The organism is Capnocytophaga sp. oral taxon 903, assembly GCF_013394785.1.
Classification (GTDB): Bacteria; Bacteroidota; Bacteroidia; order Flavobacteriales; family Flavobacteriaceae; genus Capnocytophaga; species Capnocytophaga ochracea.
In genome coordinates, this window is the sequence record NZ_JABXYW010000002.1 from 1,239,092 (window position 1) to 1,251,589 (window position 12,498).

Annotated in this window: 7 protein-coding genes; 5 read left to right on the forward strand and 2 right to left on the reverse strand. The window is 42.9% G+C overall.

Translation table 11 applies throughout. From position 1 onward, the window contains the following. Positions 1-43 precede the first annotated feature (43 nt). The 3 genes from HW279_RS05110 to bglX are packed head-to-tail and all read left to right on the forward strand — an operon-like array spanning position 44 to position 5,564. Positions 44-1,588 (forward strand): PKD domain-containing protein, encoded by a 1,545-nt coding sequence (locus tag HW279_RS05110; protein ID WP_178958226.1) that lies wholly within the window; start codon positions 44-46, stop codon positions 1,586-1,588. Positions 1,589-1,624: 36 nt separating this feature from the next. Next, positions 1,625-3,268, forward strand: a complete 1,644-nt coding sequence (locus HW279_RS05115; protein ID WP_178958227.1) for a family 16 glycosylhydrolase — start codon at positions 1,625-1,627, stop codon at positions 3,266-3,268. 10 nt (positions 3,269-3,278) lie between these two features. Then, a complete protein-coding gene (gene bglX / locus HW279_RS05120; protein WP_317165714.1) occupies positions 3,279-5,564 on the forward strand; it encodes a beta-glucosidase BglX in 2,286 nt (761 codons plus the stop codon). A gap of 75 nt (positions 5,565-5,639) precedes the next feature. Here the strand turns inward: bglX and HW279_RS05125 are convergent, their stop codons facing one another. Continuing rightward, a complete protein-coding gene (locus tag HW279_RS05125; RefSeq protein ID WP_178957491.1) occupies positions 5,640-7,325 on the reverse strand; it encodes a glutamine--tRNA ligase/YqeY domain fusion protein in 1,686 nt (561 codons plus the stop codon). Positions 7,326-7,459: 134 nt separating this feature from the next. After that, positions 7,460-7,558 carry a LuxR C-terminal-related transcriptional regulator gene (locus HW279_RS11285; RefSeq protein ID WP_410493740.1) on the reverse strand — a complete coding sequence of 33 codons (99 nt, stop codon included), beginning with the start codon at positions 7,556-7,558 and terminating at the stop codon, positions 7,460-7,462. 54 nt (positions 7,559-7,612) lie between these two features. Here HW279_RS11285 and HW279_RS05130 point away from each other — a divergent pair, with 54 nt between their 5' ends. Together HW279_RS05130 and HW279_RS05135 are read left to right on the forward strand one after the other, a co-directional pair. Next, the gene (locus tag HW279_RS05130; RefSeq protein ID WP_178957490.1) at positions 7,613-8,269 is read left to right on the forward strand and encodes a carbonic anhydrase; all 657 of its coding nucleotides are present in this window, start codon (positions 7,613-7,615) and stop codon (positions 8,267-8,269) included. Between the two features lie 1,048 nt (positions 8,270-9,317). Then, a complete protein-coding gene (locus HW279_RS05135; protein WP_178957489.1) occupies positions 9,318-12,494 on the forward strand; it encodes a SusC/RagA family TonB-linked outer membrane protein in 3,177 nt (1,058 codons plus the stop codon). The last annotated feature ends 4 nt before the right edge of the window (positions 12,495-12,498 follow it).

The window sequence follows — 12,498 nt, forward strand, 5'->3', positions numbered from 1 at the left end:
GGGGGCTAAAAACTCTTATCTCTTACCTCTTATCTAAATTAAAATGAAAGCACTCAAAACCCTAATAGCACTACTGCTCCTCATTGGAATGGTAGCTTGCGAAAAAGATAAGGACGATCTCAGTTTCGTCCAAAATGCCACGGCTCCTACCGATGTCTCAGCTAAATTTCAGGTGAGCACCGATAACTCAGGATCTGTAACCATCACACCAATAGCTACGGGAGTAACCTCCTATAAGGTCTACTTTGGCGATAGCACTGCAACTCCCACTGTGGTAAAAGCAGGTGGTTCGGTAACACACACTTATGCTGAAGGTAGTTACCAAGTGAAAATAGTAGCTGTGAACATCGCTGGCAAGGAAGCCGAAGCAACTTTGCCTTTAGAGGTGTCGTTCCGCGCTCCTGAGAATGTAGAAGTAACTGTGGCTAACGACCAAGCGGTTTCTAAGAAAGTGAATGTAACGGCTAAAGCTAACTTTGCGATTACTTACGATGTGTATTTCGGTGAGAGCGCCGGTGAAAAACCGGTGTCTGGCAATATAGGTGAAGTTGTTTCACATATTTATAAACAAACAGGTACTTACACCCTTACGATAGAGGTGAAAGGTGCTGGCAAACAAACTACCAAAGTGCAAAAATCGGTACGAGTAATTGCTTTGCAACAGCCTACTACTGCGGCTCCTCAACCTCCAATTCGCAAAGCACAAGAGGTCGTTTCGCTTTTCAGCGGACGATATACCAATGTGGCAGGCACCGATTTCAACCCTAATTGGGGGCAAGCCACTGCCTACAACCTCTTTAAGTTGGGCACCGATGAAATCTTGCAATACGCTCACCTCAATTATCAAGGTATCCAATTTGCCCGAGAAATCGACCTATCAGCGATGGAGTTCTTGCATTTAGATGTTTGGACTGCCGATGCTACCGCTTTAGATATCTATTTGATTAGCAAAAGCACAGGCGCTGACGGTGAGAAGTTTGTCAAAAAGACCCTCACTGCCGATAAGTGGACAAGCATCGATATTCCGCTAAGCGACTACACCAAACAAGGATTTGTAATCACCGATGTACACCAAATCAAATTAGTAGGACAAGGTACGGTATTTATCGACAACTTGTATTTCTACAAAAAATCGAATATCGTGATAATCGAAAACTTTGAAGGTACAGCTCCCGAATTTACTACCTTTGGCAATATGGCAGATGTGGAAGTAGTAGCCAACCCTAAAAAAGTGGGTAATACTACAGCCAAAGTAGTAAAAATGGTGCGCACCAAAGGTTGTGAAACGTGGGCAGGTGCGTTCTTTACTTCCGAAAGTTTGGATATGAAAACCCACAAGGTATTGAAGCTAAAAGCCTTGTCACCTAAAACAGGTATTGTTGTAAAAGTGAAATTAGAGGGAGCTACTAGCAATGAAGCAAAAGAAGTAGATGCTCGCATCACCAAAAAGAACACTTGGGAAGAACTTTCTTTTGACTTTACAGGCATTGATACCAGCGCAAAATATACTAAAGTAGTTGTTTTCTTCGACTTTGGTGAAAAAGGCGATGATACCACTTATTACTACGATGAAATAACACTTAATTAATTGCCCGTGCAACTCACACTAAATTGACAAATTAAAATGAAAACCTTAAATCTTTTAACCCTATTAGTAGCTTTTGTCTTTATAAGTTGTAAAGATAAGCACGAGTTTGGAGACCTTACACCTCCTTCTAATGTAAATGCCTCATTCAGTATCGTGGGGACTGATAACGCTCATCCTCACGGCGATGGCACGGGCTTGGTGAACTTTGTAGTAACCGCCCAAAACGCCATTTCTTACCGTATCGATTTTGGCGATGGTAAGACCGAAATGGCTCCCTCTGGTAAAATCCAACACCGCTATACCAAAGTAGGTACAAACAAATTTACAGCAGTAGTAAGTGCTGTAGGTGCAGGAGGCTCTATGAGTTCTGTGTCTTTAGAATTGGAAGTATATAGTTCCTTCTCCGATGCTGAAGCCGAAAATCTGTTGGCTGGTAAGAACATAGGAGATAGTAAGACGTGGTACTGGGCAGCCAATGTAGCGGGATATGCAGGCTTAGGCCCTCAAGAGAGTGGCGACAATGGTGAATATGGCTACCCCGCTTGGTGGCAAGCAACACCATTCGATGCTACTCGTACTTGTATGTTTGAGAACTCTTTCATCTTCACTCGTACCACTAATGGTGTTACCTATAAACAAACTGCCGACCACGTGTTTGTACCAGGAGCCTATGCAAGTGTGTTGGGCGTTGCTAAAGACCAATGTTACGGTACCGATGTGATACCTACTATTACAGGGGAAAAACAAGTATCGTTTGTTCCTTCTACTTCCAAAGCGGCTACCCAAGGTAAGTACGATAACAAAGCATACCGTGGTACAGCTATTGAGCTTTCCAATGGAGGTATGCTCGGTTGGTGGGTTGGCGCAAGTACTTATGATATTATCAGCCTTACTGATACCCAACTTATCGTGCGTGTGATGCAACCTAACAGTCAGTTTGCTTGGTATCACATTTTTACCACTACCAAACCTTCCGAAAATAGTTTTACGAACCTTGTGTGGTCTGATGAGTTCAATAAAGCGGGCACCCCCGATGCAACAAAATGGACGTATGATTTGGGCAAAGGTAGCAATGGTTGGGGTAACAACGAGTTGCAAACCTATACCAAAAATCCCGAAAATGTGAAAGTGGAAAATGGTGTGCTAAAAATTACTGCTAAAGCCGATGGTAAAGGAGGTTACACTTCTGCTCGCATAAAAACCGAAGGGTTATATGGTTTCAAATACGGCAAATTGGAAATCAAAGCCAAACTCCCCGCTGCACAAGGAACTTGGCCAGCAATGTGGCTATTGGGTAATAACTTCGCTACAGAAGGCTGGCCTAAATGTGGCGAAATAGATATGCTCGAGCAAAAAGGTAATAAAAAGACCCATATACTTGGCGCTTGCCATTGGTATGACACCGATAACAACCGTCAGGGTGATTACGACAAAGAAACTGAATTTGCAAACACTTCTGCAGATTTTCATATCTATACGATGACGTGGACAGAAAAAAAGATTATCTTTGCAGTCGATAACAAGAACTATTTCGAGATGAATAACAATGGCAAAATGCCTTTTAACCAAAAATTCTTTCTCATTTTCAACATAGCGATGGGAGGTACTTTGGGAGGTAATATTGCTGCTAATTTCACTCAGGATAGCCTTGAAATCGATTATGTAAGAATTTATCAATAATCATATATTTATGAAGAGAATAACATATTGCATTCTTATGGCTATTGCCATAGTAGGGTGTAATCGTTCCTCTAGTGAGGACGCTAGCACCCCCGTCAAATGGGAGTCGTTCAGTGGCGATAAAAACATCGAACGCAAGGTAGATTCTTTGCTATCGCTGATGACCTTAGAGGAAAAAATAGGACAACTTACTCAGTTTGCCGCTAATTGGGATGTTACAGGCCCCGTAATGTCCGATGACTTTCAGCCTTATCTCGAAAAAGGTCTCGTGGGCAGTGTGTTCAACGCTGTTACCGTGCCTGGGGTGCGCAAAATGCAGGATATTGCTGTCAAAAAAACTCGTTTAGGCATTCCTATCCTCTTTGGTTACGACGTGATTCACGGTTATAAAACCATCTTCCCTATGTCGCTCGCCGAAGCCTGCTCTTGGGATTTAGACCTAATGCGCCAAACCGCTGCCATTGCTGCCGAAGAAGCTGCTGCCGATGGTATCAAATGGACGTTTGCTCCTATGGTCGATATTGCTCGCGACCCGCGCTGGGGGCGTGTGATGGAAGGCGCTGGCGAAGACCCTTTCTTGGGAAGTGAAATCGCCAAAGCTCGCGTACAAGGTTTTCAAGGGGGAACCGACTGGCATTCGCTTAGCAAAACCAATACTGTCTTAGCGTGTGTAAAACACTTTGCTGCCTATGGTGCTGCCGAAGCAGGACGCGACTACAATACTGCCGAGCTCTCTCAGCACACCCTTTGGAATGCCTATCTACCACCTTATAAAGCAGCAATTGATGCTGGAGTGGGCACCGTAATGGCTTCCTTCAACGAGGTGAATGGTATCCCTGCAACTGCCAATCGCTACCTAATGACGGATATCCTTCGCAAGCAATGGGGCTTTAAAGGCTTTGTAGTAACCGATTATACCGGTATCAACGAACTGGTTCCTCACGGTGTTGCGGTTGATAATAAGCACGCTGCCGAGCTAGCAATCAATGCTGGTATTGATATGGATATGACAGGCGCTAACTTTATCAAACACCTCAAAAAATCAGTCGAAGAGGGTAAGGTAAAAGAAGAGACTATCAACACCGCTGTACGCCGTATCTTGGAAATGAAATTCGTATTGGGCTTATTTGACGACCCTTACAAGTTCCTCGATGAGAATCGCGCCAAAACAACCCTTATGAAACCGGAGTTCTTGCAAGTAGCCCGCACTGCCGTTGCTAAATCAGTGGTATTGCTCAAAAACAACGCCGAGGTATTGCCTATCACTCCCGATATGCCGAAAAGGGTAGCCCTTATAGGCCCTATGATAAAAGATTCTATTAACCAAAATGGCGAATGGCAAGGTCGCGGTGATCGTACACTCAGTGCATCTCTTTTTAAAGGATTACAAGAAGTGTATAAAGATAGTAAGGTGCAGTTCAGCTATGCCAAAGGTTGTACACTTACCGCCACTACTTCTGCCGATATTGCCAAAGCAGTAGCTACAGCACGCGCTGCCGATGTAGCGGTGGTAGCCTTAGGTGAAGATTATAACTGGTCTGGTGAATCTGCTTGCCTTACCGATATACGTTTGCGCGCGCCTCAACGCGAATTGCTCCGCGCGCTCAAACAAACAGACAAACCTATAGTATTATTGGTGTATAGCGGTCGTCCGCTCGATCTCAGTGAAGAGAGTGAGTTAGCCAATGCTATTTTGCAAGTGTGGTTCCCTGGTACCCAGTCAGGTTATGGCATCGCCGATGTATTATCAGGCAAGTACAACCCTTCAGGGCGTTTGGTGATGAGTTTCCCTCGCAATGTAGGTCAAGTGCCTATCTATTACAATCACAAGAATACTGGTCGCCCCGTTGATCCTAATAACCCAACAGTTGATTACCGCTCTAAATATGAGGATGCGCCTGTCACACCACTCTATCCTTTTGGTTACGGATTGAGCTACACCACCTTTAATATTAGTAATGTACAGCTCAGCAGTGCCACCCTCAGCAAAGGAGGTAAACTCACTGTTACAGCCCAAGTAGCCAATACCGGCAAGCGCGATGGTGAAATAGTAGTGCAATTGTATATTCGCGATTTGGTGGGTAGTGTAACCCGTCCGGTGAAAGAGCTCAAAGGCTTCCAAAAAGTTGCACTCAAAGCCGGCGAAAGCAAACAAGTACAGTTTGAAATCACCGAAGACCTCTTAGCCTTCTACAACGCCGATTTGAAAAAAGTAACCGAACCCGGCGCTTTCAAACTCTGGGTAGCTCAACACTCCGCCGATAACAGCAACGAAAGAGATTTTGAACTAAAGTAGATTTTTTTCTTTCATTACACGCAAAAAGGATTGCTCTTCTAGGGCAATCCTTTTTTTGTTTTAGTGTATGATATCTTATTCGCTAATCTTAGCCCACGTATCTTTTAAGCCGACGGTTTTGTTGAACACCAATTTTTCGGGGGTAGTATCGGGGTCTACACTGAAATAGCCCAAACGTTGGAACTGTACCGTGTCGCCTGCTTGGGCGGTCTTGAGGCTTGGCTCTACATAAGCAGTTACTACTTTTAGAGAATCGGGGTTGATGTAGTTTAAGAAGCTATCCTCTTGGCGGTCGGGTTCAGCAACGGTAAAGAGGCGGTCATAGAGGCGCGCTTCGGCTTCTATTGCGTGGGCTACTGATACCCAGTGAAGTGTACCTTTTACCTTGCGCATACTCGCTTCGGTACCACTACCGCTACGGCTATCGGGGTCGTAAGTACAATGTATTTCGGTAATATTTCCTTGAGCGTCTTTCACTACGCTTTCAGCTTTGATGATATAAGCATTCTTCAAACGTACTTCTCCTCCTAATTTTAATCGGAAATACTTCTTGTCAGCCTCTTCTCTAAAGTCATCTCTCTCGATATAAATTTCTCTACTGAAAGGCACCTTACGATAGGTCATAGGGGTTATCTCAGGATTATTTTCGGCGTCAAGCCATTCTTCTTGTCCCTCAGGATAATTGGTAATCACCACCTTCACGGGGTCGAGCACTGCCATTACGCGGTTAGCTTTTTTATTGAGGTCCTCGCGCACGCAGAATTCCAATAGCGATACATCTATTAGGTTTTCGCGTTTGGCAATACCGATGGTGTCAGCGAATTTACGAATAGCTTCAGGGGTATAACCACGGCGACGTAAACCTGAGATAGTAGGCATACGGGGGTCGTCCCAGCCAGCAACATAGTTTTCGGTTACCAATTGCAACAACTTACGTTTACTCACAATCGTATGACTGAGGTTACGGCGGGCAAACTCACGTTGTTTAGGACGGGTACGAGTGTTGTCGTATACCTGGTCTAAAAACCAATCGTATAACTCTCTGTGTGGTAAAAATTCCAGTGTACAAAGAGAGTGTGATATTTGTTCGAGGTAGTCGCTTTCTCCGTGCGCCCAGTCGTACATAGGATAGATATGCCATTTGTCGCCTGTGCGGTGGTGTGAAGCGTTCATAATACGGTAGATGATAGGGTCGCGCATTAGCATATTAGGCGATGCCATATCAATTTTGGCGCGGAGTACATACGTGCCATTTTCGAATTCACCGTTTTTCATACGCTCAAAAAGGGCGAGGTTTTCCTCAGGAGAGGTATTGCGATAAGGGCTCTCAGTTCCTGCTACCGTTGGCGTGCCTTTTTGAGTGGCAATCTCTTCCGATGTTTGTTTATCTACATAGGCTTTCCCTTGTTTGATAAGCATTACTGCCCAGTCGTAAAGTTCTTGAAAATAGTCGGAAGCGTAGCATTCTTTATCCCATTTGAATCCGAGCCACGCTACATCACGGCGAATCGCATCTACGTATTCTTGTTCTTCCTTAGAAGGGTTGGTATCGTCGAAACGCAAGTTTACAGGGGCGTTGTAGCGCAAGCCCAATCCGAAGTTAAGGCAGATAGAACTCGCGTGACCGAGGTGCAAGTAGCCATTCGGTTCTGGAGGGAAGCGAAAGCGTAAGGCGCTGGCGGGAAAGCCTGCCTCAAGGTCTTCCTCAATGATATTTTCTATAAAGTTATTAGAGCGTTGTTCTTTTAATTCTTCTGACATCTTTTTTAATGATTAATGATGAATGGTAGATAGTTAATTCTTGTTTTCAAGGTGCAAAGATACAAATAATTTCCTAATTTACTAATTAACCAATTACTCTCATTCTTTTGGCGAAGGCAATAGCTTCCACATTATCAGCGTGTGTTTTCTCTTAGGATATTTTGCCTATAATGGTTTACTGTATGTACACTGATATTCAGCTTTTCGGAGATTTCTCTGCAAATATTTGTCATTTCCCTAAAAACACCTACCTTTGCCACCTCAGTAGCCACTAATCATTATAACTTATGCCTACTTACAACAAAATATTTGAAAACAATCGTCAATGGGTAAAACACCGCAAAGAGGGCGACCCTCATTTCTTCGAGAAACTCGCCGAAGACCAGAACCCCGACTATCTTTATATAGGTTGCTCCGATAGTCGTGTAGCTGCCGAAGAGTTAATGGGTGTAGGTCCTGGTAAAGTGTTCGTACACCGCAATATTGCCAATGTAGTAAACACTCTCGATATGAGCTCTACCGCTGTGATACAATATGCCGTAGAACACCTGAAAGTAAAGCATATTGTCGTATGTGGTCATTACGATTGCGGAGGTGTAAAGGCTGCTATGCAAGCCAAAGACTTTGGTTTGTTAAACCCTTGGTTGCGTACCATTCGCGATGTATACCGCTTGCATCAAGCAGAACTCGATGCCATTACTGATGCCGACCAGCGTTACCGCCGTTTGGTAGAACTGAACGTAGAAGAACAGTGTTTCAATGTTACCAAAATGGCAGTTGTGCAAGAAAGTTATCTCAAACACCAATATCCTGCTGTTCACGGTTGGGTATTCGATATTCACACCGGCGAACTTATAGACCTTAATCTCGACTTCGAAGCCTTCCTTCATAAAATCCAAAAGATATACGACCTCACCGGACAAGAATGGTATAAACCCTACTAATTTCACTCAATAGTCAAAAGTCAAAAGACGTCATATATCAGCTCCAACTATTCTCTGGCTACTTTACAACGAACTTATATTAAATACAATTTCTCTCAAAAACTTCTTTATAAACACCTATTCTACCACGTCTATCTTTTCGCTCCCCTAAGTCTCTCCGATAGCACCCACTTTTTTAATCTATCTCATAAAACTTTTTCACCGCCTCACCCTCGTTATTCGTCCCCCGTCATTACTTCCCTTTTCCGTCACTACATTCCCCCTCATTGAGGAAGTCCGCGAGAGCGGAGTATGTGTAAAAGGGGGAGGTTATCCCCTATTGCTTATGCCCTAAGACACCACACCACCCCATTTTCTCATTTCCAAATTTGCTAATTCCCTAATTATCCCTTCTCTTTTCCGTCACTACATTCCCCTTTTTCTGTCCCTACATTCCCCCCTCTCCTTGGGAGAGGGACGGGGTGAGGATTCTCTTTCTTTCGCCTCGAAACCCTATTTTTGCCATTTTTTGCATCGCTGTATTATACTATGAGTCAACTATTTATATACCCTTTCTATACCAATCGTCCAAGATTCGTATAAGCTTCCTATAAGCTCTCTATAAGCTAACCCCACCCTCCTTATAGCCTTTTTTCACTAAAATTCCTCTCAGCTCCCTTCTGAAAAATTCCGTTTTCTTCCGAAAACCCTAATCAGTCCCAGCACATCACTTTTTCATCTCAAACTTTGGCAAAGTTTTAAACTTTGCCAAAGTTGAATAAACAAACAATATTCCCTCATTCTCTAATTTTCTCATTTTCTCATTTGCTAATTTTCCCCGCCCGTCGTGCTACGACCTCACACTTTCTTCCTTTTTCTTTTGAAAAGTGTTAAAATTAATAAAAATACACTTTCTTTTATTTTCTCCTTATCTATTGTAATTCATATGATTATCCCCTCTATTTAGCGAAGTATATAAAATTATTTAAAAATATTAGCTATAATTATTTGGTAGGTATAATAAATAGTCGTACTTTTACGCCGTAAATTTCATTTAATAGCCAAACTTATGAAAGAAAAGTATTTAACATTTGTTATGTTTGTGTTAGGTTGCTTTTTAACAACTCTTATGGCACAAACCATCTCAGTAAAAGGTAAAGTTACTGACGATAAAAAAACGCCTTTACCCGGAGTTTCCGTAGTGGTTAAAGGCTCTACGCACGGTACATCTACTGATTTTGACGGTAATTACCAAATCCAAGCCAAAGTAGGCGATGTGCTTGAGTTTAGCTTTGTAGGATTTACTACCCAGACTAAAAAAGTTGTAGGGGGGGGTAATTCTTATACAGTTAATGTACAGCTAAAAGAAGATACCCAGCAACTCAGCGAAGTAGTAGTGGTGGGGTTTGGTACCCAAAAGAAAGTAAACCTTACGGGTTCTGTCAGTTCTGTCGACTCTAAAGCTATCGAAGCACGTCCCGTAGCTACCGTCACTGAGGCTTTGCAAGGTATTGTTCCGGGGCTGAACATCTCCACTTCCACCGCTGGAGGTCAGCTCGATGCTACCAAAAGCTTTAACATTCGTGGAGCAGGTACCATTGGCGATGGCTCTAATGCAAGCCCGTTAGTACTTATCGATGGTATGGAAGGCGATATGAATGCCCTCAACCCTAATGATATCGAGAATATTTCAGTACTTAAAGATGCTGCGGCTGCTTCTATCTATGGTTCAAGAGCTCCGTTTGGGGTAATCCTCATAACTACTAAAAAAGGAAAATCTGGTAAAGTAATAGTAAACTATACTTCTAATTTGCGTGCTGATTCTCCTATCATTCGCCCTAAAATGGTCGATTCTTACTCTTGGGCTACTTATTTTAACGACGCCGATGTAGGCGGTACGCAATTCCAAGATTGGAAACTTCAACAAATAAAAGACTTTCAAGAAGGAAAGATTACCAAATCAATGTTCGAAAACTCTTCTGGTAAATGGGAAGCTTGGGACGCTCACGACTTGCTCCCTATTGCAAATACCAACTGGATTGAAGAACACTACAAGAAAGCTTATTATTCTTATGAACACAACCTCAGTGTAAGTGGCGGTAGTGATAAAAACCAGTATTACATCTCTGCTAACTACTTAAACCGCGATGGACTTTTCCGTTATGCCTCCGAAGACTTCGACCGCTATACCCTTACAGGTAAAATAAACGCTAAAATTAATGACAAACTCTCTATAGGCTATAGTTCTCGGTTAGTGCGCCAGAATTACGAAGCCCCTTCCTACCTTACCCACAATGCCGTATTCTTCCACGATATCATTCGTTATTGGCCTATTATCCCTCTCAAAGACCCGAATGGCAATTATACTCGTGAAAGTAAAGTGCCATACCTGAGAGAGGGTGGTAAACAAAAATCTGAGAAGGATTGGTTGTATTCTCAACTCACTGCCAATTACAAAATCACTGATAAATGGGACGTGGTAGCTGAGTTTAACTATCGTATCTATACAGAGTTCAATCACACCGACCATCTTACTACTTATGCTAAAGATGTCAAAAATCAACCTTATATTGTAGATAACGAGACTTCTTCTATATATGAATATGCTAAGAAAGAAAACTTCTTAAACCCTAACGTATTCACAAATTATCACATCAATTTAGAAAGTGGTCATAACTTTAAGCTTATGGCGGGCTTCCAGTCCGAACTTCTAAAGAGTAGAGATTTATCAGGCGATAAAAAGAATGTGATTACCCCTTTAACTCCTACTCTAAATACCGCTTCTGGTAAAGAAGTAACCAAAGGAGGTTATAGCCATTGGGCTACCTTAGGTTTCTTTGGTCGTATCAACTACGATTACCAAGGTAAATATTTGTTAGAGGTAAATGGTCGTTATGATGGTACTTCTCGCTTCTTGCGCAATCAACGTTGGAGCTTCTTCCCTTCTTTCTCTGCTGGTTGGAACGTAGCTCAAGAAAACTTCTGGGAACCCTATCGCGACTATGTGAGCACCTTCAAGATTAGAGGCTCTTGGGGTGAATTGGGTAACCAAAATACCAAAAACTGGTATCCTCTTTATACTATAATCGATTACAAAACCAATGAAGGTAAGTGGGTTTTAGGAGAATCTCGCCCTAATATTGCTGGTATACCTGCACTTATCAGTACTACTTACGGCTGGGAAACCGTACGTTCTTGGAATGCAGGTCTCGATGTAACCGCTCTTAAAAATCGTTTGAACTTCACGTTCGATTACTTTGTCCGTGCCACTTACGGTATGATAGGACCTGCTCCCGAGCTACCTCAAACCCTTGGCGCAGCAGTCCCCAAAACTAATAACTCCGATATGGAAAGCCGTGGTTTTGAAGTAATGCTCAGCTGGAAAGACAAAATCGGTGAAGACTTTCGCTATGGTCTTACCTTTACCCTTGCCGACTCTCGTCAGAAAATCCTTAAATACCCTAACCCTTCTAAGAGTTTAGGTGACAAAAGAGATAATTGGTACGAGGGTCGTTATGATGGTGATATCTGGGGATATACCACCAAAGGAATTGCCAAAACACAAGCCGAAATGGACGCTCATTTAGCTAAGGTAAACCAAAGTCAGTTAGGAAGTAACTGGAGTGCGGGCGATATTATGTACGAAGACCTTAATGGCGACGGTAAAATATCTAACGGTAAAAACACTGTCGATGACTCTGGCGACCTTTCTATTATAGGTAACAAAACCCCTCGATATAACTATGGTATAACCCTCGATGCCTCTTACAAAGGGTTCGACTTCCGTCTCTTCTTGCAAGGGGTAGGCAAACGCGACTTTGCCACCAGTGGTTCTTACTTCTGGGGAGCAAGTGGCGGTAAGTGGCAAACCGTAGTCTTTAAAGAACATTTGGACTATTTCCGCAATGACCCTAATCACCCATTAGGACAAAATCTCGACTCTTACTATCCTCGTCCCGACTGGGATTCAGGTAGAAACCGCCATACACAAACCCGCTATTTGCAAAATGCCGCTTATCTAAGGGTGAAAAACATACAGCTCGGATATACGATCCCCCAAGAAGTAAGTGAGAAAATAGGCATTAGTAACTTACGTGTCTATATTTCAGGTGAAAATATCCTCACCTTTACCAAGCTCAGTAAACTTTACGACCCCGAAATGTTAGGTATCGGTTATGGCGACGAAGGTGCTAAAACTTATCCTATCTCAAAAACTTGGGCAATTGGTTTAAATATAACTCTTTAATTTT

Excerpts from the sequence above, each read along its gene's own strand:
- HW279_RS05110 (WP_178958226.1), top strand. The coding sequence starts at position 44 with ATGAAAGCACTCAAAACCCTAATAGCACTACTGCTCCTCATTGGAATG.
- HW279_RS05115 (WP_178958227.1), top strand. The coding sequence starts at position 1,625 with ATGAAAACCTTAAATCTTTTAACCCTATTAGTAGCTTTTGTCTTTATA.
- bglX (WP_317165714.1), top strand. The coding sequence starts at position 3,279 with ATGAAGAGAATAACATATTGCATTCTTATGGCTATTGCCATAGTAGGG.
- HW279_RS05125 (WP_178957491.1), bottom strand. The coding sequence starts at position 7,325 with ATGTCAGAAGAATTAAAAGAACAACGCTCTAATAACTTTATAGAAAAT.
- HW279_RS11285 (WP_410493740.1), bottom strand. The coding sequence starts at position 7,558 with ATGACAAATATTTGCAGAGAAATCTCCGAAAAGCTGAATATCAGTGTA.
- HW279_RS05130 (WP_178957490.1), top strand. The coding sequence starts at position 7,613 with ATGCCTACTTACAACAAAATATTTGAAAACAATCGTCAATGGGTAAAA.
- HW279_RS05135 (WP_178957489.1), top strand. The coding sequence starts at position 9,318 with ATGAAAGAAAAGTATTTAACATTTGTTATGTTTGTGTTAGGTTGCTTT.